The sequence below is a fragment of the Paracoccus thiocyanatus genome, assembly GCF_900156255.1.
Taxonomy (GTDB): Bacteria; Pseudomonadota; Alphaproteobacteria; order Rhodobacterales; family Rhodobacteraceae; genus Paracoccus; species Paracoccus thiocyanatus.
The window spans coordinates 271,688-295,102 of the sequence record NZ_FTMK01000002.1; the positions used below are offsets into that span (position 1 = coordinate 271,688).

The 23,415-nt window shown below is 69.3% G+C and carries 23 protein-coding genes, 1 tRNA gene and 1 pseudogene; 9 read left to right on the forward strand and 16 right to left on the reverse strand.

The features are described 5' to 3' along the window. Window positions 1–36: 36 nt before the first annotated feature. The 3 genes from F3H32_RS02675 to F3H32_RS02685 are packed head-to-tail and all read right to left on the reverse strand — an operon-like array spanning window position 37 to window position 1,975. Window positions 37–516 carry a DUF2948 family protein gene (locus F3H32_RS02675; protein WP_149764161.1) on the reverse strand — a complete coding sequence of 160 codons (480 nt, stop codon included), beginning with the start codon at window positions 514–516 and terminating at the stop codon, window positions 37–39. Continuing rightward, window positions 509–1,792: a UDP-N-acetylglucosamine 1-carboxyvinyltransferase gene (gene murA, locus F3H32_RS02680; protein WP_149764163.1), complete on the reverse strand. Its 1,284-nt coding sequence runs from the start codon at window positions 1,790–1,792 to the stop codon at window positions 509–511. The genes F3H32_RS02675 and murA overlap by 8 nt, the downstream gene beginning before the upstream one ends. Then, a complete protein-coding gene (locus F3H32_RS02685) occupies window positions 1,793–1,975 on the reverse strand; it encodes a hypothetical protein (RefSeq protein WP_149764165.1) in 183 nt (60 codons plus the stop codon). Between the two features lie 145 nt (window positions 1,976–2,120). Here F3H32_RS02685 and F3H32_RS02690 point away from each other — a divergent pair. Then, window positions 2,121–2,195, forward strand: a tRNA-Thr gene (locus F3H32_RS02690). Here F3H32_RS02690 and F3H32_RS17650 read toward each other — a convergent pair. Next, window positions 2,174–2,332, reverse strand: coding sequence for a hypothetical protein (locus F3H32_RS17650; RefSeq protein ID WP_188128571.1), 159 nt, complete (start codon window positions 2,330–2,332; stop codon window positions 2,174–2,176). The genes F3H32_RS02690 and F3H32_RS17650 overlap by 22 nt on opposite strands. Between F3H32_RS17650 and F3H32_RS18140 the strand changes: the two genes are divergently transcribed. From F3H32_RS18140 to F3H32_RS02705, 3 genes are all read left to right on the forward strand, one after another. After that, entirely contained in the window at window positions 2,331–3,113 is a 783-nt protein-coding gene (locus F3H32_RS18140; protein ID WP_316700690.1) for a CatB-related O-acetyltransferase, read from the forward strand. The two genes, F3H32_RS17650 and F3H32_RS18140, sit on opposite strands and share 2 nt — an antisense overlap. A gap of 354 nt (window positions 3,114–3,467) precedes the next feature. Continuing rightward, window positions 3,468–4,214 carry a sulfite exporter TauE/SafE family protein gene (locus tag F3H32_RS02700; protein WP_149764168.1) on the forward strand — a complete coding sequence of 249 codons (747 nt, stop codon included), beginning with the start codon at window positions 3,468–3,470 and terminating at the stop codon, window positions 4,212–4,214. Window positions 4,215–4,240: 26 nt separating this feature from the next. Continuing rightward, on the forward strand, window positions 4,241–4,591 hold the full coding sequence (locus tag F3H32_RS02705) for a RidA family protein (protein WP_149764169.1): 351 nt from the start codon (window positions 4,241–4,243) through the stop codon (window positions 4,589–4,591). Here F3H32_RS02705 and lpxB read toward each other — a convergent pair. From lpxB to F3H32_RS02745, 8 genes and pseudogenes are all read right to left on the reverse strand, one after another. Then, complete coding sequence (gene lpxB / locus F3H32_RS02710) at window positions 4,566–5,729, reverse strand: lipid-A-disaccharide synthase (RefSeq protein ID WP_149764171.1); 1,164 nt, start codon at window positions 5,727–5,729, stop codon at window positions 4,566–4,568. The two genes, F3H32_RS02705 and lpxB, sit on opposite strands and share 26 nt — an antisense overlap. A 161-nt stretch (window positions 5,730–5,890) precedes the next feature. Continuing rightward, complete coding sequence (locus F3H32_RS02715; RefSeq protein WP_149764173.1) at window positions 5,891–6,691, reverse strand: LpxI family protein; 801 nt, start codon at window positions 6,689–6,691, stop codon at window positions 5,891–5,893. Next, window positions 6,688–7,473, reverse strand: a complete 786-nt coding sequence (lpxA, locus tag F3H32_RS02720; RefSeq protein ID WP_149764175.1) for an acyl-ACP--UDP-N-acetylglucosamine O-acyltransferase — start codon at window positions 7,471–7,473, stop codon at window positions 6,688–6,690. The genes F3H32_RS02715 and lpxA overlap by 4 nt, the downstream gene beginning before the upstream one ends. Next, on the reverse strand, window positions 7,466–7,894 hold the full coding sequence (fabZ, locus tag F3H32_RS02725; protein WP_370362694.1) for a 3-hydroxyacyl-ACP dehydratase FabZ: 429 nt from the start codon (window positions 7,892–7,894) through the stop codon (window positions 7,466–7,468). Before fabZ ends, lpxA begins: the two co-directional genes overlap by 8 nt. Before the next feature lie 127 nt (window positions 7,895–8,021). Continuing rightward, window positions 8,022–10,139: a hypothetical protein gene (locus F3H32_RS02730; RefSeq protein ID WP_149764177.1), complete on the reverse strand. Its 2,118-nt coding sequence runs from the start codon at window positions 10,137–10,139 to the stop codon at window positions 8,022–8,024. Beyond that, a pseudogene (locus F3H32_RS02735) lies at window positions 10,136–12,897 on the reverse strand (DUF4159 domain-containing protein). Before F3H32_RS02735 ends, F3H32_RS02730 begins: the two are co-directional and overlap by 4 nt. Continuing rightward, window positions 12,897–13,766 carry a DUF58 domain-containing protein gene (locus F3H32_RS02740; RefSeq protein WP_149764179.1) on the reverse strand — a complete coding sequence of 290 codons (870 nt, stop codon included), beginning with the start codon at window positions 13,764–13,766 and terminating at the stop codon, window positions 12,897–12,899. The pseudogene F3H32_RS02735 and the gene F3H32_RS02740 overlap by 1 nt, the downstream one beginning before the upstream one ends. Beyond that, window positions 13,763–14,764: an AAA family ATPase gene (locus tag F3H32_RS02745; RefSeq protein WP_149764181.1), complete on the reverse strand. Its 1,002-nt coding sequence runs from the start codon at window positions 14,762–14,764 to the stop codon at window positions 13,763–13,765. Before F3H32_RS02745 ends, F3H32_RS02740 begins: the two co-directional genes overlap by 4 nt. Before the next feature lie 62 nt (window positions 14,765–14,826). Between F3H32_RS02745 and F3H32_RS02750 the strand changes: the two genes are divergently transcribed. Next, window positions 14,827–15,372 carry a DUF1285 domain-containing protein gene (locus F3H32_RS02750; protein WP_149764183.1) on the forward strand — a complete coding sequence of 182 codons (546 nt, stop codon included), beginning with the start codon at window positions 14,827–14,829 and terminating at the stop codon, window positions 15,370–15,372. Between the two features lie 2 nt (window positions 15,373–15,374). Further along, a complete protein-coding gene (locus tag F3H32_RS02755; RefSeq protein ID WP_149764185.1) occupies window positions 15,375–16,130 on the forward strand; it encodes a hydroxypyruvate isomerase family protein in 756 nt (251 codons plus the stop codon). Between the two features lie 80 nt (window positions 16,131–16,210). Here F3H32_RS02755 and F3H32_RS02760 read toward each other — a convergent pair whose 3' ends face one another. From F3H32_RS02760 to F3H32_RS02775, 4 genes are read right to left on the reverse strand one after another with little or no spacing between them, the layout of a single operon-like run. After that, on the reverse strand, window positions 16,211–18,529 hold the full coding sequence (locus F3H32_RS02760) for an aldehyde dehydrogenase family protein (RefSeq protein WP_149764233.1): 2,319 nt from the start codon (window positions 18,527–18,529) through the stop codon (window positions 16,211–16,213). A 2-nt stretch (window positions 18,530–18,531) separates the two neighbouring features. Continuing rightward, window positions 18,532–19,476 carry a deoxyribose-phosphate aldolase gene (gene deoC / locus F3H32_RS02765; RefSeq protein ID WP_149764187.1) on the reverse strand — a complete coding sequence of 315 codons (945 nt, stop codon included), beginning with the start codon at window positions 19,474–19,476 and terminating at the stop codon, window positions 18,532–18,534. A gap of 3 nt (window positions 19,477–19,479) precedes the next feature. Then, the gene (locus F3H32_RS02770) at window positions 19,480–20,139 is read right to left on the reverse strand and encodes a DUF1523 family protein (RefSeq protein WP_149764189.1); all 660 of its coding nucleotides are present in this window, start codon (window positions 20,137–20,139) and stop codon (window positions 19,480–19,482) included. A 10-nt stretch (window positions 20,140–20,149) separates the two neighbouring features. Further along, window positions 20,150–20,431: a hypothetical protein gene (locus F3H32_RS02775; RefSeq protein ID WP_149764191.1), complete on the reverse strand. Its 282-nt coding sequence runs from the start codon at window positions 20,429–20,431 to the stop codon at window positions 20,150–20,152. Window positions 20,432–20,533: 102 nt separating this feature from the next. Here F3H32_RS02775 and F3H32_RS02780 point away from each other — a divergent pair, with 102 nt between their 5' ends. The 3 genes from F3H32_RS02780 to pdhA all read left to right on the forward strand — a co-directional run bounded on the left by F3H32_RS02780 (window position 20,534) and on the right by pdhA (window position 23,413). Beyond that, window positions 20,534–21,835, forward strand: a complete 1,302-nt coding sequence (locus F3H32_RS02780; RefSeq protein WP_149764193.1) for an acetylornithine deacetylase/succinyl-diaminopimelate desuccinylase family protein — start codon at window positions 20,534–20,536, stop codon at window positions 21,833–21,835. Window positions 21,836–21,859: 24 nt separating this feature from the next. Continuing rightward, window positions 21,860–22,153, forward strand: a complete 294-nt coding sequence (locus F3H32_RS02785) for an FtsB family cell division protein (RefSeq protein ID WP_149764195.1) — start codon at window positions 21,860–21,862, stop codon at window positions 22,151–22,153. 228 nt (window positions 22,154–22,381) lie between these two features. After that, window positions 22,382–23,413, forward strand: coding sequence for a pyruvate dehydrogenase (acetyl-transferring) E1 component subunit alpha (pdhA, locus tag F3H32_RS02790; protein ID WP_149764197.1), 1,032 nt, complete (start codon window positions 22,382–22,384; stop codon window positions 23,411–23,413). The last annotated feature ends 2 nt before the right edge of the window (window positions 23,414–23,415 follow it).

Below are 23,415 nucleotides of genomic sequence, written 5' to 3' on the forward strand. Positions count from 1 at the left end.
CAATCCTCGCTCCGTTCGGGAAGGGGCGCCGCGAGATCAGCTGTCGGGATGCCGGGGGGCGCGGCGCGAGGGGGCGACATAGGGCCTGGTCACGTCGCGCAGCTCGACATTCAGGCATTCCGCATCGACCGCCAGCGTGCCGTCGCCGGAAAATTCCAGCAGCAGCCGGCCGGTGCCGTCCTCGCCCGGCTGCCATGCCAGGGTCAGCAGTTCCAGGACCAGGTCCTTGTCCTGGCGGGCGATCCCGTCACTTTGCACCCGCTGCACGTCCGAGACCAGCAGCACCGCCTGCACCCGCTCATAAGGGCGGCCGTCGCGGCGGGCGAGTTCGGCATCCTCCCAGCGAAAGCGGTTCAAGAGCAGCGCCAACTGCCGGTGCCGGCTGTCATAGGCGATCTCGGTCACAGGCAGGACCGCGTCCTGCACCAGCGCCGAGATCACGGTCAGATCGTCGGCATCGCTGGCCAGCAGCGCCAGCGGCGCGGGATCGGCGTCGGTGAAACGGGCGTCAGCCATCGACAGGGGTCTCCTTGATGCGTTCGATATCGGCGCCGACGCCGCGCAGCTTGCGCACCACCTTCTCATAACCACGATCCAGGTGATAGACGCGGCTGATGATGGTTTCGCCCTCGGCGGCAAGCCCGGCCAGGATCAGGCTGACCGAGGCGCGCAGGTCGGTCGCCATCACCGGCGCGCCGCGCAGCTTTTCGACGCCGTGGACGGTGGCGTGGCCGCCATGGACCTCGATCCGGGCGCCCATGCGCGTCAGTTCCGGCGCATGCATGAAGCGGTTCTCGAAGATCCGCTCCTCCAGGACCGACGTGCCCTCTGCGGTGCAGAGCAGCGCCATCATCTGCGCCTGAAGATCGGTCGGGAAGCCGGGGAAGGGTTCCGTCACCACGTCCACCGCGCGCACCCGGCCGTTCTTGCGCGAGACCTTCAGCCCGCGCGCCGTCTCGACCACCTCGATGCCGGCCTCGTCCAGCTTTTCGCAAAAGGCGGCGACCAGGTCGATGCGGCCGCCCAGGCATTCGACCTCGCCGCCGCAGATCGCCGGGGCCAGCATATAGGTGCCCAGCTCGATCCGGTCCGTCACCACCGGATGCGTGGCGCCACCCAGCGTCTGCACGCCCTCGATGGTGATGGTCGATGTTCCCTCGCCCTCGATCTGCGCGCCCATGCGGCGCAGGCATTCCGCCAGGTCGACGATCTCGGGCTCGCGCGCGGCGTTGTTGAGGACGGTGGTGCCGCGCGCCAGCGTCGCCGCCATCAGCGCGTTCTCGGTCGCCCCGACCGAGACCAGCGGAAAGTCGATCACCGCGCCTTTCAGCCCGCCCGCGGGCGCCTTGGCATGGACATAGCCGTCGCGCAGGTCGAGTTCCGCCCCCATCGCCTCCAGCGCGCGCAGGTGCAGGTCCACCGGACGCGCCCCGATGGCGCAGCCGCCGGGCAGCGACACGACGGCATGGCCGTCGCGCGCCAGCATCGGCCCCAGCACCAGGATCGAGGCGCGCATCTTGCGCACGATATCGTAATCGGCGCGGTGGCTGGTCAGGTCGTGGCTGGACAGCGCCAGCACCTGCCCGTCCTGAAGGCTGGCGACCTCGGCCCCCAGCGATTGCACAAGCGCGGTCATGGTGCGGATGTCCGACAGCCGCGGCGCATTGGTCAGCGTCAGCGGCTGGTCGGTCAGCAGCGTCGCCGGCATCAGCGCCAGGCAGGCATTCTTGGCGCCGGTGATCGGGATCTCGCCCCTGAGCGGCCCGTTCCCCCTTACAATGATCTGATCCATCTAGTCCTCGTTTCCGGGCGGCTGTCCGTTTGGCGGCGTCTCTGGCCCGTGCTGCTCGTTGTCTTCGCCCGTCTGCGCCCGCGCGCGGCCCTGCGCCTTGCGCCGCGCCAGATTGGCCCGCAGCGCGGCTTTCAGCCGCGCTTCGCGTGTGTCGTCCTGAGGATCTCGGGGCGTTTTCGTCATGCCCCCTGTTAGCGCCCCGGCCGGCTTGCGTCCAGCGGCGGCGCGGTCGCGCCCGCCCCCGTCGGCGATGAATGGCGAAGGCGGATTTTTTCCAACTTCCCCCCTTGCACCCCCCGCACAGTCGGTCTAAAGCCCCGTCCACGACGCTGTGGTAGCTCAGTGGTAGAGCACTCCCTTGGTAAGGGAGAGGTCGAGAGTTCAATCCTCTCTCACAGCACCATTTTCCCGATCTTTTGCCAGCAGCATGGCCCGGCGCGCCTGGCCGCGCGAACCGGCATCGCTTTCCAAACGGTCGGATAGAAACTGGACGCCGGCCGTCACGGACAAGCGGCCTGCCGTGATCGTGACGGGGAACATGCTTTCTGCCAAGCTCGAACGCTTTATCGCCCGGACGCTGCAAGCCGACCAGCCGCTGTCGCCAGGGGCTCTGCGAAAGATCGGGATCCGCCGGCCGGCGCATCTGAAGCATCTGCTGTTTGAGGAACGCGTCAGCATCGACTCGGGCGCGGTCGGCCCCGGCAACCGGATATTCTTCGGCGCCTATAGCTATATCAACGCTGGCGGCTATCTGCATGGCCAGGTCTTCGTCGGCCGCTATTGCAGCATCGGCAGAAGGGTGTCCATCGGCGCCGCCGCCCATGACATGACCGGCCTGACGACCAGCCCAAGGCTTGCAAAGCGCGGCCAGGACGGCACCTATACCGCCAGCGAGCTGGAGCGGATCGGGGCGCGCCCGCACCGGATCGACATGCCCACGATCATCGAAAGCGACGTCTGGATCGGCGACGGAGCCGTCATCTTTCCGGGGGTCAGGATAGGCACCGGCGCCGTTATCGGCGCGAATACCATCGTCCGTCGCGACGTCGAACCCTATGCGGTAATGGCGGGATCGTCGTCCGTTCCGCTTAGATATCGGTTTTCCGGCGCGATCAGGGCCGAACTGCTGGCGTCGCGCTGGTGGGACATGCCCCACGACACCCTTTCCAGGCTTCCCTTGGGCAATATCTGCCGGCTGCTGCCGGAAATCGGCTTGATCGCGCAGCAGGACGGCTTTGCCGATAAGCCGACATATTCCCTGTCGCTTTGGAAGAAGAACCTGACCGCCTATCTGAAAGCCCGCTTGCGCCGCACCGGCTGATGCGCGCCAGCGGGGGCGGCCTTCGGACGGTGTCGGACGCCCGTGCGGCCGCATCGCGGCGGGGAACCAACCCCGCCAGGTCGCGTTCCGCTAGCGACCAGTAAAACAAGGGGGTATAGCAAATGAAGGGCATCGTCGCCTGGCTTCTCGGCGTTCCGATCTTCGTGATCATCCTGCTGTATCTGACCGGCATCTTCTGACCAGTCAGGCACACCGCCAAGCGCAGCGCCCGGAGGGATCCCTCCGGGCGTTTCGATCTTGCCGGGTGTTTCCCCTCGCTGGCGCCGCCATGGCTGGACGCCCCGCAGCCGCAAGGCTAAACGTGGGCCCCCGCCAGGATCAGGAGCCGCGCCGATGACCGACACCTTGCTGATGCTTGCCGCCGGATTTCTGGGCGGAATGCTGAACGCCGTGGCCGGTGGCGGCACCTTCATCACCTTTCCCGCCCTGGTGGCCAGCGGCGTGCCGGTGGTTTCGGCCAATGCCACCAGCACGGTCGCCGCCCTGCCCGGCTATCTGGCCTCGGTGCTGGGGTTTCGCCACGAGATCGCCCAGATCGAGCGCGCGCTGGTGCTGCGGCTGACGCTGTGGACGCTGGCCGGCGGGGTCGTCGGCTCGTGCCTGCTGCTCGTCTCGTCCAACAAGGCCTTTGCGCTTCTGGTGCCTTTCCTGCTGCTCGGCGCGACCTCGGTCTTCATCTGGGGGGCGCAGGTCAGGGAATGGGCCGGCCGGCACCGCAATGCGGTGGCGCCCTTCGGCGCCGGAACCATGCTGCCGGTCGCGGTTTATGGCGGCTATTTCAACGGCGGGCTGGGGATCGTGCTTCTGGCGCTGTTCGCGCTGTGGGGCATGACGCAGTTGAACCAGATGAACGGGTTGAAGAACTGGCTGTCCTTCGCGCTTTCGATGATCTCTTTCGCGATCTTCGCGGCGGGCGGCCAGGTCGCCTGGGGGCCGGCGGCGCTGATGAGCGCGGGCACCATCCTGGGCGGCTATCTGGGCGCGCCGGTGGCGCGGCGCATCCCGGTCGGCGCGTTGCGGGCATTGATCGCGGCCGTGGGCTTTGGCATGACGGCGCTGTTCTTCTGGCGGCTTTTCTGACGCCGGCCCAACCCGAAAGGATTCCCATGTCCGATATCACACGCATCGAAACCGGCCCCCGCATGAGCCAGGCGGTCATCCATAACGGCACCGTCTACCTGGCCGGCCAGGTCGGCACGCCCGGCGACCCCGTGGCCGAGCAGACCCGCGAGGTTCTGGCCCAGATCGACCGGCTGCTGGCGGAATGCGGCTCGGACAAGACCCGCATCCTGTCGGCGCAGGTCTGGCTGGCCGACATGGGCGATTTCGCCCAGATGAACGCGGTGTGGGACGGCTGGGTCGCCCCCGGCCATGCCCCGGCCCGCGCCACCGGCGAATCGGCGCTGGCGACGCCCGATTACAAGGTCGAGATCATCGTGACCGCGGCGCAGAACTGATCGCCGCCATCACCGAACGCGCGGCGCGCAGGCCCGGAGCCTCGCCGCCGCGCCCCAGCCGCTCCATGGTCAGCGCCATCGCGGCCAGTTGCTCGGCACGATCATCGCCGTCCTCGACCAGCCGGAAAAGCGCCTGCGACATCGGCCCCGGCTGACAGTTGCGGCCCAGGTATTCCGGGACGGCGCGGGTTTCGCTGACCAGGTTGACCAGCGTCACGGTATCGGTCTTCAGCAGCATCCCGATGACCAGCCGGCTAAGCGGCGCCACGTCATAGCCGATGACCATGGGCACGCCGTTCGCGGCCAGGTCCAGGCTTACGGTGCCCGATGCGGCCAGGGCCAGATCGGCGGCGGCAAAGGCCGCGCGCCGCTCCTCGGGGCTTTCCACCACCACCGGCGCGGTCGGCCAGCGCCGCGCCATGTCGCGCACAAGGTTCGAGACGCCGCGCACCGTCGGGACCACCACCCGGATCTCGGGCACCCGGTCGCGCAGCCGGATCAGGGCCTCGTCGAAGCGGGGACCAAGCCGGCCCACCTCGGTCCGGCGCGATCCGGGCAGGCTCAGCACCAGGGTCGCATCCGGCGCGATGCCGTGCCGGTCGCGAAAGGCGGCCGCCTCGGCTGTGCCGGCCAGCGGCTCGGCCACGATGGGATGGCCGACGAAATCGCAGCTCATGCCAGCGGCGCGCATCAAGGGCGGCTCAAAGGGCAGGATCGCCAGCACATGGTCGATCACCTCGGCCATCTTCGCGGCCCGCCCCGGCCGCCAGGCCCAGACCGAGGGCGCGACATAATGGATGGTGCGCAGGCCGGGATGCAGCGCCCGCGCCTGGCGCGCGACCCGCAGGCAGAAATCCGGGCTGTCGATGGTGATCAGCGCATCGGGCCGGGCCTCGGCCACGGCGCGGGCGGTCTCGGCGATCCGGGCCTTGAGCGCACGATATTTCGGTAGCACCTCCCAGATGCCCATCAGGCTCAGCTCTTCCATGGGAAAGCGGCTCTCCAGCCCCTGGGCCGCCATGGCAGGACCGCCGACGCCCATGAACCGGGCCGCCGGATCAAGGCTCTTCAACCCGGCCATCAGGGCGCCGCCCAGATTGTCGCCCGAAGGTTCGCCCGCGATCAGGAAGAATTTCATCGCGCCGCTCCGCTTGCCATGCCCCGACATGGGTAGTTGAAGAACCAAGAAGCAAACCGGACTTCTTCGTTCCCAAAATACCCTCCCGCCGCTTTCGCGGCACCGTCACTTGAGTATTTGGGAAACGGTGAAGCAAGCCTCTTTCACCGTTTTTCAAATACTCATGTCACCCGCGCCCAAAGAAACAGCCCCGCGGCTTCGGCGCGGCGGATCGTCTCGGCCCGGTCCAGCAAGATGACGCTGCCCGCTTCCCAGGCGATCCCGGCCAGCCCGGCCCCGGCGGCCTGGGTCACGGTGTCGGGGCCGACGGTCGGCAGGTCGATGCGCCGGTCCTGGCCGGGTTTCGGCGCCTTGTAGAGCACGCCGCCCGCCCCCTTGGGATCGGGTTTCAGCCCGGCATGGAGGCGGGCGAATTCCAGCATGGCCTGGGTGCCCGGCAGCGCCTCGACCGCAAGGCAAAGCCCCTGCGCCACCACCGCGCCCTGGCCGATGTCCAGGGCGCCGAGCCCGGCGACGATCTCGGCGGCGCGGGCCGCGTCCTTCTGGTCGCGCGGGCTTGGCTCGCCGGCCAGGACGCCTTCGCCTGGAACCAGGTCGGGCAGGATCTGGTCGACGGAACAGATGGATATTCCGAATTCCTCGAAAACATCGAGGACGGCGCGCAGGGCGGCGTCATCGCCTGACTGCATTCCCATGAGGATGCGCGGCACGATGGCCAGGGTGCGCGGGTCGAACAGATCGGGTTCGATCTTGGGGCGGCGAATGGCGCCGGCGAAGACCGCCTGCGTCACGCCCTGGTCGGCCAGCTCGTCCAGGAAAGGCACCAGCCGTTCCAGGCGAAAGGGTTTCGCCTCGACCTGCGGATCGAGATTGTCCAGCGCATAGACCAGCGGCTGGTCTAGGGCTGCGGCGATGGCGGGGGCCAGGCTGCCTTCGCCGGCGATCAGGGCGATGCGGCTCATGGATGGGGCGCCAGGAAGCTGCGGTCCGAGGGGCCGAGGATGAAGTCCAGCACCTCGCGCACCATCGGCCCGTTCTCGGCCTCGGCCAGATGCCGGGCGGTGTCGCGGAAGCTGCCGCGCCCCAACTGCGCCAGCGTGTCGCGCAGCGCGTGGATTTCCTCGCGCGAGGCGCCGCGGCGCTTCAGCCCCACCAGGTTCAGCCCGTCCAGGTGGCCGCGCGGCCCCTGCACCAGGCCAAAGGGGATCACGTCGGCCGTCACCATGGTCACCGCGCCGATCATCGCGCCGCGGCCGATGCGCACGAACTGGTGCACGCCCGACAGGCCGCCGACGATCACGTCGTCCTCGAGCACGCAATGGCCGGCGACCGAGGCGTTGTTGACCAGGATCACCCGGTCGCCGATGCGGCAATCATGCGCGACATGGCTGCCGGCCATGAAAAGCCCGTCATCGCCGATGCGGGTCACGCCGCCGCCACCCTCGGTGCCGGGGTTCATCGTCACATATTCGCGGATGCGGTTGCGGGCGCCGATGTCCAGCCGGGTGCGTTCGCCGCGGAACTTCAGGTCCTGCGGCACCTCGCCCAGCGAGGCGAAGGGGAAAACCACCGTTTCGTCGCCGATCGCGGTTTCACCCGCCACCACGACATGCGATTTCAGCACCACGCCCCGGCCGAGGCTGACCTCGGGACCGAGGACGCAGAAGGGGCCGATCTCGCATCCCGCGCCGATCTTCGCGGCGGGGTCCACGACGGCCGAGGGATGGATGCGGGTCTCAGCCATTCTCGCCACGGTTCAGCATGGCCATGACCTCGGCCTCGGCGGCGAGCTGGCCGTTCACCAGGGCGCGGCCCTCGAATTTCCAGATCTTGCCGCCGCCGCGCAGGGTCTTCATGTGCAGCTCCAGCACGTCGCCCGGCACCACCTTCTGGCGAAAGCGGCATTTGTCGATGGACATGAAATAGGTGCCCATGCCCTTGTCGGCGAGGTCCAGCGTGACACCGACCAGCACCGCGGCCGATTGCGCCATGGCCTCGATGATCAGCACGCCGGGCATCACCGGCTCCTGCGGGAAATGGCCTTCGAAATGCGGCTCGTTCGAGGTCACGTTCTTGACGCCGACGCAGCTTTCGCCCGGCACGATGTCGCGCACCCTGTCCACCAGCAGGAAGGGATAGCGATGCGGCAGGATGCGCTTGACCATCGCCAGATCGACTTCGGTCGGCGGGATATAGGCGGTCTGGTCATCGTTCGGGGCGGCGGCCATGCGGTCCTCTTGGAATGTTTTCATTTGCCTAGCAACGGCGCGCGATCTTGGCAAGTTTCGCGCGTCAGCCCCCTGCCGCCGCCTGGGCGCGCAGCCGGCCGCGGCCTTCGGCCAGCCAGCCGGCCAGCGCCAGCCCGGCGATCAGCGCAAGCCATGCCCAGCCGGGCAGCAGCGGGCGATGGGTCATGCCGCTGACCGAGGCCGCATTGCGCGGGGTGATGGCGATCCACGGCCCGCCCACGCCCTGGCCATGTGCCGGCCGCCCCTCGCGCACCGTGCGCAGGCCGGGCATGCCGTCGGAAAGCGGCAGCACCGCGCCCTGCGTCGCCTGGGCCAAGGGGCCCAGCACGGCACCCGAGGCGACGGTTTCCTCGAACTCCCGCGGCGCGGCGGGGCCGAGCGCCAGCACCCGGCTGATCTCGCCATCCGCCAGCCGGTAGAGGCCCGGCCCCGGCGCGGTCCAGCGCGCGGTGAAGCGGCCGGGGCCGGCCTCGGCCAGCGCCACCTCTTCGGTCCGGCCATCGGGGCGGGTGATCGTCACCGGGCCGGCGGTCGGGTTCATGGTGCGGCGGGTGATCGTCACCGTCAGCTCGCCGCCGACATCGGCCAGCAGCGCCTCTTCTTCCAATTCCGGCTCCTGCATCGACCAATGCGCGATGCGGCGCAGCAGTTCGAGCTGCGGCCCGCCGCCCTCGAAGCCGCGGCCCCAGAGCCAGACCTGGTCCGAGGTCAGCATCGCCACCCGTCCCTTGCCGACGCGGCTGAACAGCAAAAGCGGCTGGTCCTGCGCGCCGCTCAGCACCACCTGCGCGCGGGGATCCGGGATCACCTGCGACATGCGCAGCCAGCGGCCCCAATGGCTGTCAGAGCCCTCGGCCGGGGCGCCGGGCAGGCCGGCGGTGACGGGATGACGCGCGCCATCCTCGGTCAGGCGGGGCAGGAAGGGTTCGGCATAGATCCGCCCGGTCGGACGCGCGGGCAGGATCGCGCCCAGGGGCGACAGGTTCAGGCTTTCCACCGAGGACATCTCGGGTCCCGCCGAAACCAGGATCGCGCCCCCCTCTTCGACATAGCGGCGGATATTGTCGTAATATTGCGGCAGCAGGATGCCCCGCACCCGGTAGCGGTCAAAGATGATCAGGTCGAAATCCCGGATCCGCTCCATGAACAGTTCGTGGGTGGGAAATGCGATCAGCGACATCTCGTCCACCGGGACGGCATCCATCTTGTCCGGCGGGCGCAGGATGGTGAAATGGATCAGGTCCACATTCGCATCTGATTTCAGCAAGTTGCGCCAGGTTCTTTCACCTGCATGCGGCGCGCCCGATACCAGCAGCACCCGCAGGCGGTCGCGCACGCCCTCGATCTGGACGGCGGCAGAATTGTTGCGGTCGGTCAATTCGGGCAGCGCGGCCTGGGGCGCATCGAAGCCGATCGAGACCACGTTCTGCCCGGCATGTTCCGGCACCACCTCAAGATCCAGCGGCACGCCCGGCGGCAGGTCAAGGCCGCGCATCTCCTTGCCATCCAGCAGGATGCGCAGCCGCGCGGGCGTCTGCGCCACCTCGGCGGGAACCGCGCCCTGATCCTCGACGCGCAGGCGGATGGTGACGGGCTTGCCGATCAGCCCATAGGCCGGGGCTTCCTCGATCACCAGCCGGCGGTCCCAGTCCTGGGCCTGGCCGGTCAGCAGCACATGCACCGGCCCCGGCGCGGTGGCGGGCAGCATCGGCGCGTCATGGGCCAGCCCGTCGGTGACGGCGATCGCGCCGGCGACGCGCCCCTGCGGCTCGGCCGCCAGCGCGCGGGTCAGGGCGGTGCCGATCTGCGTGCCGTCGGGGTCATCCGAGACGGTGACGCGGCGGATCTCGGTATCGGGCAGCGCGGCAAGCTGGCGGGTCAGCTCCTCGACGGCGGCGTCGGTCTGCTCGGCCCGGCCCGGCAGGGATTGGCTGGCGCTGCGGTCGTCAAGCAGGATCACGATATCCGACAGCTTGTGGCGGATGCCCGATTCCAGCGCCGGCCCGGCCAGGGCGGCGGCAGCGGCCAGCCCGGCGATGCCACGCCAGGCCCAGCCGCGCAGGCCCCGCCACAGCGACCACAGCCCGACCAGCAGCGCCAGCAAAGCCAAGGCGCCGACCAGCGGCCAGGCCAGCATTGGGTCAAAGGTCAGGCCGCTCATTGCACGACCTCCTCTTGCCGCAGCCGGTCCAGCAGCGCGGGCACATGCACCTGGTCGGATTTGTAGTTTCCGGTCAGCACATACATGATCAGGTTGACCCCGAAACGATAGGCCATCTCGCGCTGCCGCTCGCCCTCGAAGCCCGAGCCGATGCTGAACATGGGCAGGCCGTTTTCATCCACCGCCCAGGATTCGGCCCAGGCATTGCCGCCGATCACCACCGGAGAGACGCCATCGTTGAGATTGCGAAAGGGCACCCCCTCGGCGGCCTGCGCATCGGCGGGCGGCGCCTCGGCCCAGACTTGGCCGCCCTGGTAGCGGCCGGGGAAATCCCGAAGCAGGTAGAAGCTGCGGGTCAGCACATGGTCGGCCGGAACGGGTGCAAGGGGCGGGATGTCCAGGGGCGCGGCCAGCGCCTGAAGCGCGGCCCCGCCATCCGGCCCGCCAAGCCCGGCAATATCGCCGTCGCGGGTGTCGAAAAGGATCATCCCGCCCGAGCGCAGGAAATGGTTCAGCCGCACGTAAGCCTGGGGCGAAGGCGGCGCCTGCGCATCGGTCACGGGCCAATAGAGAAAGGTCAGCAGCGACAGGTCGTCGGTCTCGGGGTCGATGCCGATGGGCTGGCCCGGCTCGACGGTGGTGCGGGCGTTCAACAGCTGCGACAATCCCCGCAGCCCCGCCTGAGAGGCCGCATCGACCTCGGCATCGCCGGTCAGCATATAGGCCAGCGCCACTTCGTCGGCGGCCCGCACTAGCCGGGGGTCGGGGCCGTCCTGCGCCGAAAGCGCGCCGGCCCAAAGCCCGGCCCAAAGCAGCGCGGCAAAGGTCAAAAGCCACCTCATGCCATTGCCCCCCGCCTGCCGCGCGCCAGCCAGGCACTGCCAAGCGCATCCAGCGCCAGCAGCAGCGCCGCAAGCGCGACCAGCCAGCCGCGCAGGTCAAGCCCCGGCGCCTCTGCCGCGCGTTCGATGCGGATGCCGGGCCAATCGGCCGGCGCCATGGGCCCGCCCGCGTTCAGCGCCACCATGCGCTCGCCGCCGCGATAAAGCCCGGCGGGTGCGGCGGGGGCCGGGCCGCGGGCGAAATCGGCGGCGGCGACCGGAACCGGGTCGCCCGGCTCGGCGGCGCGGCCGAAGCCGTCCAGCACCAGTTCGGGCAGCCAGAAGGGCTGTTCGGCGGGGTCCGCCTCGGGCGTCTCGGCGCTGACCCGCGCGCTGCGCACCAGCCGGTCCAGCATCTCGACGAACAGGCCGGAAATCGCCAGGTTCGACCATTCGGCATTGGCCGTGGTGTGGAACAGCACCAATTGCCCCTGCCCCAGCGCCGCGCGCGTGACCAGGGGAGTGCCGTCCGAAAGCCGGGCGATGACGCGGTCGCCCAGATCGGGCGCAGGCTCGGCCAGAAGCTGGGCGCGCACGGCGACGTCCGCCGGCACCGCAAGCCCGGCAAAGGGGCCGTCCGCGGCAAACTCCGCAACGCCGCGCGGCTCTCCCCAGGCCAGGGCGCCGCCGATGTCGCGCCCGCCGGCGCGCAGGCGCACCGGCAAAAGCGGCTCCTCGGCCAGCCGTTCCGATGCCGCCATGCGCGGCCCGGCAAAGCGGATCAGCAGCCCGCCCTGTTCGACCCATTCGCGCAGGCCCGGCGTGTCGGCCAGGCCGATCTGGTCGGCCAGCACGATCACGTCGGGCGCGGCTTGCAGCACATCGCCCATTCCCCCTTCGATCAGATCGGTCGAGGGCGCCAGGGCCCGGCGCAGGTAATGCAGCGGTGAAAGCAGGCGCTGGCCCTCGCCGGCGCGGTCGTCGCCCACCAGCGCCACCTTGCGCCGGCGCAGGGAATCGTCGGCCAGCAACACCGCCCCGGCCGAAGCCTGGCCCTCGACCTCGAAGCGGGTGATGCGGTTGCGCAATTCCGAAGGCAGGTCGATGGGCACCGGCCAGCTGGTCACGCCGCGATCCTGCGCGCCCTCGCCTGGCTTCAGCCGGGCCAGTTCCCGCGGCATGCCCTGCGGATCCCGGCCGATGGCCAGCACATCGGACGCCGCGGCCCCGGTCGATCGCAGCCGCAGCGCCGGCTGGTCGCCCGCCGCCAGTTCCAGCGACTGGCGCGGACCTTCGGGGGGAACCACGGTCAGCGCGGCGCGCGCGCTTAGCGCCGCCAGCCATTCCGCCCGGCCGGGATGGTCCAGCCCGTCGCTGAGCCACAGCGCCGAAAGGCCCGCCGGCGCCCCGGCCAGCGCCGCCGCGGGATCGGGCGGATAGCGGGTTTCCCAGGACGCAGGGCGCAGGGCGCGCAATTGCGCGGCAAGGTCCGGCGCCGGCTGAAAGGCCAGCGCGCCATCCTCTCGGCCATCCGCGACCAGCAGCGCCGCCGGTTGCCCCGCCGCCGCCGCGCGCTCCAGCGCGCGCAAGGCGCGGGCCTGGCGCTGCGGCCAGTCAGGCGCCGCCGCCCAGCCGGCATCCATGACGATCAGCAAAGGCCCCTGCCCGCCCTGATCGGGCGCAGGCTTCCAGACCGGGCCGGCAAAGCCCAGGATCAGCGCCGCGACTGCCAGCACCCGCAGCAAAAGCAGCCACCAGGGCGTGTGCCGCGCCACCGGATGCGGATCGCGCAGCCCCAAAAGCAGCCGCGTGCCGGGAAAGCGCACCAGCCTGGGCGAAGGCGGCATGGCGCGCAGGATCAGCCACAGCGCCGGCAGCGCCGCCAGCGCCGCCAGCAGCCAAGGGGTCAGAAAGCCGATGGGGCCGATCAGCAGCATCAGCCCTCCAGCACCGACCAAAGCCACAGCAGCGCCTGCGACGGCGGGGCCGTCGTGTCATGCGTGCCGAAATGCCAGCCCGCGCTGCGCCCGGCCCGCGACAGCGCCTCGCGCCGCTCGGCCAGCCGCGCCAGATAAGCCATGCGCAGCCCGGCGGCGTCGCGCGTGTCGTGGCGCAACGCGCCCGAGCCCGAGCGGAACAGCACCGCCCCCCGCCAGGGAAAGCCCTCTTCGTCGGGGTCCAGCACCTGCATCAGCACACCCTGGACACCCAGGCCGGCCGCACGGGCCAGATAGTCCAGAACCGGCTGCGGATCGCCCAGGAAATCGTCGAACAGCACGATGCGCTGGCCGGGGCGCAGGGCCTCGGCCGGCGGGGCGTCCTCGTCCCCCGGCAGGGGCGCGCGCGCGACCAGCGCCTGGGCCATGCGCTCGGCCTGCACGCGGCCGGGGCGCGGCGGCTGGCCGGCCAGGGCCACGCGCTCTCCCGCCGCCAGCAGCGCCATGGCCAGCGACAGCGCCAGCAGGTCGGCACGGTCGCGCTTGGCTGGCCGATCCGCGCCACCGCTATATTCCATGCCCGCCGCGGCAGAGACCCAGATCACCGCCGATTGCGCCACCTGCGCCTCGCGGTCGCGAACATATTGCGCATCCGTCCGGGCCGAGCGGCGCCAGTCGATGCTGCGCGCCGTATCACCCGCCGTCGCCGGACGGTATTGCCAGAAATCCTCGCCCAGGCCGGCGCGGCGCTGGCCATGCGCGCCCGCCACCAGCGCCGCCGCCAGCCGCTCGGCCGACAGCATCAGCGCCGGCAGGCCGGCCGAGGCCCCCTCGGCCTCTGCGCGAAGCTGGTCGGGCGCGGGCCTCATGCGGCCGCCCGCATCCGGGCGTCCAGCAGGCGTGCGATGACGCCCTCGACGGTTTCGCCGCGGGCGCGGGCGGCAAAGCTCAGCGCCATGCGGTGACGCAGGACCGGGGCGGCCATGGCCTCGACATCGTCGAGCGTCGGCGCAAAGCGGCCGTTCAGCGCCGCCCGCGCCCGCGTGACCAGCGTCAGCGCCTGCGCGGCGCGCGGCCCCGGCCCCCAGACCAGCGTATCCGCCATCCAGCCCGGCGCCTCGGGCGCGCCGGGACGCGCGGCGCGCACCAGGTCCAGAATGGCGTTCAGCACCGCCTCTCCCACCGGCATGCGGCGGATCAGCGCCTGCGCCGCCACCAGCCCGGCGGCGTCGAAGACGGCATGGGCGCGGCCCTGCTCGACCCCGGTCGTGGCCAGCAGGATGGCGCGTTCGGTGTCGCGGTCGGGATAATCCACGTCGATCTGCAACAGGAAGCGGTCAAGCTGCGCCTCGGGCAGCGGATAGGTGCCCTCCTGCTCGATGGGGTTCTGGGTGGCCAGGACGTGGAAGGGACGGCCCAGCGGCCGATGTTCGCCGCCGATCGTGACCTCGCCCTCTTGCATGGCTTGCAGCAGCGCCGATTGCGTGCGCGGGCTGGCGCGGTTGATCTCGTCGGCCATCAGCAGCTGGGTAAAGACCGGCCCCTCGATAAAGCGAAAGGCGCGGGTGCCGTCGGACCGGATGTCCAGCACCTCGGAACCAAGGATGTCGGCGGGCATCAGGTCGGGGGTGAACTGGATGCGCGCCGCGTCCAGCCCCAGAACCGTGGCCAGCGTATCGACCAGCATGGTCTTGCCCAACCCCGGCTGCCCCACCAGCAGGGCATGCCCCCCCGACAGGATCGCCGCCAGAACCTGTTCGACCACGGCATGCTGGCCGACAAAGCGGCCCTCGACGCTGGCGCGGGCTGCGGATAGCCGGTCGGTCAGCGTCAAGACTTCGGAAACCAGTTTCTCATTCTCGGCCATGACAATGCCCCGTTTCTGTTCTAGGAACACCATAAAGACGGGCGAGACGGGGTCCACAGGGAATGGGGAAAAACACTGACAAATCCGTGAGCGCTGCGGCCGGCATCGCCGCCGCGGCCGGCCGTGCCGCGAAAAGCGGGCCGCCGCCGGTGCATCTGTGGGACCCGCCCTTTTGCGGCGACCTGGACATGGAAATCCGCGCAGACGGCACCTGGTTTCACGAAGGCACCCCCATCGGGCGGCCGGAAATGGTGCGGCTCTTCGCCTCGATCCTCAAGCGCGAAGGGGACGATTACTTCCTTGTCACCCCGGTCGAAAAGGTCGGCATCCGGGTGATCGACGCGCCCTTCGTCGCCGTGGACGCCGAAATCGGCGCCGATATCGTCTTTACCACCAATGTGGGCGACCGGGTCAGCGCCGGCGCCGAGCATGCGATAGAAATGCGCGGCACCCCTCAGGAGCCGCGGCCCTATGTCCATATCCGCCGCGGTCTTTGGGCGCTGATCGACCGCAAGACATTCTACCGACTGGCCGATGCGGCTATGCCCGACGAAAACGGGCGTATGGAATTGCACTCGGGAGGGACGGTCTTTCCCCTGGAGCCCTGACCATGGTCCGATTCGCCGCCAACCTGACCTATCTGTTCACCGAATTGCCGATGTTGCAGCGCTTTGCCGCGGCCAGGCGGGCGGGATTTCATGGTGTCGAGATCCTGTTTCCCTATGACCTGGCCGTCAAGGAACTGGCCCAGGCGGCCCAGGCCGCGGGGGTGGAATTCGTGCTGATGAACACGCCGCCCCCGAACTGGGCGGGCGGGCCGCGCGGCTTTGCCGCCGAGCCGGGCAACGAATCGCGCTTTCGCGGCGATTTCGACCGCGCCCTGCGCTTTGGCCGGGCGCTGGGGATCAAGCATCTGCATGTGATGGCAGGCAAGGCCCAGGGCGGGCTGGCGCGGCGCTGCTTTGTCGAGAACCTGAAATGGGCCTGCGCCCGCGACAGCCATGTCAGCCTGACCATCGAGCCGATGAACCGCAACGACATGCCCGGCTATTTCCTGGACAGTTTCGACCTGGCGGCCGAGATCCTGGACGAGGTCGGCGCGCCGAACCTGGGCCTGCAATTCGACGTCTATCATGCGCAGATGATCCATCGCGACGCCCTGTCCGTCTGGCAGCGCCACGCGCCGCGGGTCCGGCATATCCAGGTTTCGGACTGGCCCAGCCGGCATGAGCCGCGCCAGGGCGATATCGACTTTGCCGAACTGTTCCACAGCATCGACGCCGCCGGCTATCGCGGCTGGATCAGCGCGGAATATACCCCCCGCAGCTCGACCGAGGCGGGGCTGCGCTGGCTGCGCTCGGCCTGACCGTCCGCGGGGGCGCGGCTCTGCAGACCGGGGCCTGCCCTTTGGGGCCCCAAGGCGCGCGCAGCCAGCAGCAAGGCGCGTCAATAGGTCGCGCCGCCGGTCCCGGCGGGAAGCGCGCCATAGGGCAGCCAGACGGTCTTGGTCCGGCTGGCCGCGCGCAGGAAATCGCGGCCCTGGGCCTGCGGATCGCTCCAGTCGCGGGGCGCCGGGGTCCAGACCGGGATCAGGGTTTCCGCCGCGGCGCGCTGCACCTGGGCCAGGCCGTCGCCCTGCCCGGCATGCCAGATCGCCGCGACCCCGTCATGGCCGGCCAGCGCCCGCGCCAGATCGTCGCGCGGGCCGCTGACGATATTGACCACGCCGCCCGGCACGTCCGAACAGGCCAGCACCTGCGCCAGCGTCAAGGCCGCCATCGGCCGGTCCTGCGAAGGGATCGCCACCACCGCATTGCCCATGGCGATGGCCGGCAGCAGCAGCGCCATGAAACCCGCCAGCTGCGCGGCGGTCGGCGCGACCAGGCCCATGACGCCATGCGGCTCGGGCTGGACATGGCACAGGTGGCCGGGCCTGGCCGAAACCGTGGCGCCGTCGTATTTGTCGGCGAAACCGGCATAGAAAAAGCAGCGGCGGATGGCCGCATCGACCTCGGCCGGGCTGGCATAGCCGGCGAACTCGGCGCGGCGCTGCGCCAGGTTCTCGGCCAGGAAATACAGCACCTGCGCCCGGCCATGGCCGCCCAGGCCCTGCCATTTCGCCAAGGCACCCTGCGCCGCCTCGACCGCGTTGCGGATGTCCTTGCGGTTGCCGAGCGGCACCAGCGCGTCCTGCGCTGCGTAGCTCGCGCCGCCATCCGGGCGCTTCTGCGCACCACCGATGTAAAGCTTGACGGTGCGGTCGATCCCCGAGCCCTCGACTGGGACGATTTCCGCCGGCGCCGGATCGCGCTGCGCGGCGACCGGGGCGGCCAGATAGTCCAGCATCCCCTCGCGCCCGCCCTCGCGGCCATAGCCCGAATCGCGCATGCCGCCAAAGGGCGCGGCCGCATCGAACAGGTTGGCGCAATTCACCCAGACCACCCCCGCCTTGATCCGCGCCGCCATGTCGGTGGCCACCGTGGCGCTTTCCGACCAGACCGAGGCGGCAAGGCCATAGCGGGTAATGTTGGCCAGATCCGCCGCCTCGTCCGGGGTGCGAAAGGTCGAAAGCGTGGCGATGGGGCCGAAGATCTCCTCGATCATGCCGGGATTGGCGGGGGCGATGTTGCGCAGATAGCCCGGCGCGATGAAGCAGCCCGGCGCCGCCGCGCCGCCGACCAGTTCCGCCCCGGCGGCGGTCGCACGGTCCAGGATGCGCAGGATCCGGTCCTTTTGCACCGGATCGACGATGGCACCGACATCGGTTGACTTGTCGAGCGGCGCCCCCAGCCGCAGCTTCTCCATCCGCGCCCGCAGCAGCGCCTCGAACCGCGCGGCGACCGATTCGGCGACCAGGATGCGCGAGCCGGCGCAGCAGACCTCGCCCTGGTTGAACCAGACCCCTTCGACCACGCCCTCGACGGCGGCGTCCAGGTCGGCGTCCTCCATGACGACGAAAGGCGACTTGCCGCCCAGTTCCAGCGCCAGCCGCTTGCCCGAACCAGCCACGGCGTGGGCGATGCCGCGCCCGACCTCGGTCGAGCCGGTGAAGGCGATCTTGTCCACCGGGGCCTGAACCAGCGCCGCGCCGGTCTCGCCATCGCCGGTGACGATGTTCACCACCCCGGCGGGCAGGCCGACATGGGCGCAGATCTCGGCAAATGCCAGGGCGGTCAGCGGCGTGTATTCGGCAGGCTTCAGCACCACCGTATTGCCGGCGGCCAGGGCCGGCGCCACCTTCCAGGCCAGCATCAGCAGCGGAAAGTTCCAGGGGATGATCTGGCCGCAGACGCCCAGCGGGCGATGGCCGGGAAATTCGGTCTCGGCCAGTTCGGCCCAGCCGGCATGATGGTAGAAATGCCGCACCACCAGCGGCAGGTCGATGTCGCGGCTTTCGCGGATCGGCTTGCCGTTGTCCAGGCTTTCCAGCACCGCCAGGAACCGCTCGCGCTTCTGGATGGTGCGGGCGATGGCGTAAAGGAAGCGCGCCCGGTCGTGGCCCGGCATGGCGCCCCAGCCGCGTTGCGCCCGGCGGGCGGCGCGCACCGCCTTGGTCACGTCACGGGCGGTGCCCTGCGTGACCTGCGCCAGTTCCTCGCCACTCGAGGGATCGCGGCTGGCGAAGGTCTCGCCCGGCCGGGTGAAGCGCCCGGCGATGAAATGGCCAAAGCGGCCGCGTTCGCGCAGCCAGTCGCGGACGGCCGAGGCATCCTCGGGCGCGGGGCCGTATTCCATGCTTTCCATGATCTCGCTTACCTTCGGCATCATCACCCCGCGGCCAGACGATGGGCGGCTGCATAGCGCCCGGTGACGTGATGGGAAATCTGCCGCTCGATATCGGCCAGCAGCGAGCTGGCGCCGATGCGGAACAGGCTCGGGTCCAGCCAGTCGCGGCCCAGCTCCTCGGCCATCAGCACCTGCCAGTTCAGCGCGTCCCTGGCCGTGCGCAACCCGCCGGCCGGCTTGAAGCCCACGGCAAAGCCGGTCCGGTCGCGATAGTCGCGGATCGCGCGCAGCATGACCAGCGACACCGGCAGGGTGGCGTTCACCGGCTCTTTCCCGGTCGAGGTCTTGATGAAATCGGCGCCGGCCTGCATGGCGACATGGCTGGCGCGCGCGACATTGGTCAGGGTCTTCAACTCGCCCGTGGCCAGGATCGCCTTCATCCGCGCCGCGCCGCAAGCCTCGCGCATCGCGCAAATTTCGTCGTAAAGCGCCGCCCATTCGCCGCGGATCGCCAGCGCGCGGGAAATCACGATGTCGATTTCGTCCGCGCCCTGGTCCAGCGCATAGCGGATCTCGGCCAGCCGCAGGTCCAAGGGCATCAGCCCGGCCGGAAAGCCGGTCGCGACCGAGGCGACGGGAATCGCCGTGGCCTGCAAGGCGCGTTTCGCCGCCGCCACCATGGTCGGATAGACGCAGACCGCGCCCACGGTCAGCCCCTCGACCCCCAGCGCGGCAAGATGCGCCGCATCGACCGGCTGGCGCGCCTTGGCGCAAAGCCGCGCTACCCGGTCGGGCGTGTCGTCGCCCGACAGCGTGGTCAGGTCGATGCAGCGCACCGCGTTCAAAAGCCAAGCCGCCTGCCAATCCCCTTTCAGGCTGCGCCGCGCGGGCAGGCTCGCGGCGCAGCGTTCGGCGGCCGGGGTGTTGACCTGGATATTCTCGAACCAGTCGAGGCGGAAATCGGTGCCGGGATTGCTGCGCTGCATCGTTCAGCGCCCGCGCAGCCCGTCCCACCAGCGCCGCATCCGCCCGCGCGCCCGGTCGCGGGCCGCATCAGCGCGGGCGTCCAGCCTGTCCCAGGCCTGGTCGGCGGACCGCACCGCCGGGTCGATGGTGCGCTCGCGGAACTGGTTCCACATGCGCCACAGCAGGAACAGAAGCGCCCCCAGGATCAACAGGATGATCTGCGCCGCCCAGTTGAAGGGCGCAGCCTCGGGCCCCGCCACCGGCCTGATCGAAACCGCATTGGGATAGACCGAAAGCCAGGCGATGCGCCATCCATACGAGGTCACGCTGACCCATTGCGGGCTGGCCGAGGTCGAGCGCAGGTCCGTCGCCTGCGCATGCAGGTTCGAGCTGTCGTATTTGAAATAGGGCGGCCAGATCCAGCCGGTATCCTCGTTGCGATAGACATAAGGCTTGCCGTTCGGGCGCACCGTGTCGATGAAGCGCACGTCGCGCTGGCCTTGGGCGTTCTGCACCGTGCCGGTATCGGGCGAGGCATAGAAGAACGCATTCGCGCCGATATCGGTCAGCCGGTTATAGGTATTGGTGATGCGGACCGTCTGCTTCGAGGGCAGCGTGTAGTCCAGAAACAGAAAGACCACGATCCCGAAGATCACCCCAAGGACGGTCAGGAACCAGCGCATCGGCGCCCCCTCAATTGTAGTTCACGATCACGATGATCACGACGATCGCGACCACCGGCAGCACCAGCACCAGCCCCACGAGCCGCGCCCGCAGCGTCTTGCTGAAGCCCAGCATCGAACGCCGCACGAACGCGGCGCGTTCCGGGCCTGGCCCGGCGCGCTCGGGATGGCGGCGATCCCATTCCTTTTCAAGCTCTTCCCGCCGCAGGCTGCGGATATAGACCCAGATCAGCGCGTAAAAGATCAGCTCGACGACCAGCACCAAGCCGATCAGGCGAAGAAAGGCGATCATCGGGCGACCCTGGTTGCGAAAAACTGGCCCATGGAAAGCCGGCAGGGTCCGACTGTCAATGACCCCATTGCCGCGCCGCCGCGCCCGGCCTAGCCTTGCGCCATGGACGCGCTTGCCGTTGAGATCGAAAACCGCCGCGACGACCTGGTCCGCCTGGCCCAGGACCTGATCCGCATCCCGACGCTGAACCCGCCGGGCCGCAACTATCGCGAGATCTGCGAATACCTGCGCGCGCGGCTGGCGCCCCAGGGCTGGGCCTGCGACCTGGTCCGCGCCCATGGCGCGCCGGGCGACAGCGCGGCCTTTCCGCGCTGGAACCTGGTCGCCCGCCACCGCGGCGGCCCGCCCGGCGATTGCGTGCATTTCAACAGCCATCACGACGTGGTCGAGGTCGGCCACGGCTGGAGCCGCGATCCCTTTGCCGCCGAACTGGAGGGCGGGCGCATCTATGGCCGCGGCGCCTGCGACATGAAGGGGGGCTTGGCCGCCAGCATCATCGCCGCCGAGGCTTTCGTCGCGCTTTACCCCGACCATCCCGGCCAGATCGAGATCAGCGCCACCGCGGACGAGGAATCGGGCGGCTTCGGCGGCGTGGCCTATCTGGCCGAACGGGGCGCCTTTGACCATGTCGATCACGTCATCATCCCCGAGCCGCTGCACAAGGACCGCATCTGCCTGGGCCATCGCGGCGTCTGGTGGGCCGAGATCGAGACGCATGGCCGCATCGCCCATGGCTCGATGCCCTTCCTGGGCGACAGCGCCATCTGCCACATGGGCGCGGTGCTGGAAGAAATGGAACGCACGCTGTTCCCGCTGCTGATGACCAAGCGCAGCAAGATGCCGGTGATCCCCGAAGGGGCGCGCAATTCGACGCTGAACATCAACTCGATCCATGGCGGCGAGCCGGATCTGGGGCCGGATTTCACCGGCCTGCCCGCGCCCTGCGTCGCCGACCGCTGCCGCATCACCATCGACCGCCGCTTCCTGATCGAGGAAGACCTGGCCGAGGTCAAGCGCGAGGTCACGGCGCTGCTGGAAAAGATCAAGGCGCAGCGTCCGAATTTTTCCTATGACATCCGCGACCTGTTCGAGGTGTTCCCCAGCATGACCGACCGCGAGGCGCCGGTGGTGCGCTCGACCGCCGCCGCCATCGAACGGGTCTTGGGGCGCGAGGCCGGCTATGTGGTCAGCCCCGGCACCTATGACCAGAAGCATATCGACCGTATCGGCAAGCTGAAGAACTGCATCGCCTACGGGCCGGGCGTCCTGGACCTGGCGCATCAGCCCGACGAATGGGTGGGGGTGGACGATATGCGGGATTCCGCCCGCGTCATGGCCCTGGTGCTTGACGACATCCTGCGCGGCGCATCGGGGGATTCCCCCCGTCCCGCGCCTGTGGCATGATGCCCCCAAACAGCCGAGCCGCCCATGACCCAACGCCTGTCGATCAGCGCCATCGTCTTCTTCGCCCTGATGATCCTTCTGGGCCTTTATTTCGCCTATGCGGCGGTGCAAGGGCCGTCGGGCATCCTGCGCCGGGTGCAGTTGCAGGCCGAGACGCAGGAGCTGGCCCAGCAACGCGACATGCTGCAAACCGAGGTGGACCGGATGCGCAACCTGACGCGGCGGCTGTCGGACGATTACCTGGACATCGACCTTCTGGACGAACGCGCCCGCAACGTGCTGGGCCTGGTGCGCGCCGACGAAATCATCATTCGCTGAATGCCAGGCCACCAGGCCCGGCCTCGTCATTCACCGTTTCCCAAATACTCCCGCAACCGCGCCGGCGGGCGCGGCGGCGCCGCCCCATGTCGAAAGCTGCCCGACCCGCCGTGCCGGCGGCTTTCCGCATTGCCCCTGGACGGATGCACGAGGCCGGTTTACTTCCCCCGACCGCTTCGCCTAGAACTAGTTTAACGCTGAACTATCCCCGCCCCGAGGAGGAGGCCCATGGTCAGAAAGCCCGCAGCCAAGCAAAGCACGCCCAACGTGTCCAAGGATGAGCTGCTTCGATACTACCGCGACATGCTGCTGATCCGGCGATTCGAGGAAAAGGCCGGCCAGCTTTACGGCATGGGCCTGATCGGCGGGTTCTGCCATCTCTATATCGGGCAGGAAGCGGTGGTGGTCGGCCTGGAAGCCGCCGCGAAAGACGGCGACAAGCGCATCACCTCCTATCGCGACCACGGCCATATGCTGGCCTGCGGCATGGATGCCCGCGGCGTGATGGCGGAACTGACCGGGCGCATCGGCGGCTATTCCAAGGGCAAGGGCGGCTCGATGCACATGTTCAGCCGCGAAAAGCATTTCTACGGCGGCCATGGCATCGTCGCGGCCCAGGTCCCGCTGGGCGCCGGCCTTGCCTTTGCCGACAAATACCTGGGCAACGACAATGTCACCTTCGTCTATTTCGGCGACGGCGCCGCAAACCAGGGCCAGGTCTACGAGACCTACAACATGGCCGAGCTTTGGGACCTGCCGGTGGTCTTCGTGATCGAGAACAACCAGTATGCCATGGGCACCTCGGTCAAGCGCTCGACCAAATCGACGACGCTTTACGGCCGCGGCGAGGCCTTCGGCATCCCCGGTGAACAGGTGGACGGCATGGACGTGCTGGCGGTCAAGGCCGCGGGCGAAAAGGCGGTGGCGCATTGCCGCGCCGGCAAGGGTCCCTACATCCTGGAAGTCATGACCTATCGCTATCGCGGCCATTCCATGTCCGACCCGGCGAAATACCGCACCCGCGAAGAGGTGCAGAAGATGCGCGACGAACGCGACGCCATCGAACATGTGCGCGACATGCTGCTGACCGGCCAACATGCCTCGGAAGAGGACCTCAAGGCCATCGACAAGGAAATCAAGGATATCGTGAACGATTCCGCCGAATTCGCCAAGGACAGCCCCGAGCCGCCGCTGGACGAGCTGTGGACCGACATCTACGCCACGGACGTGCCGCAAGGCGGCGCGGAACAGAACGCCTGAAG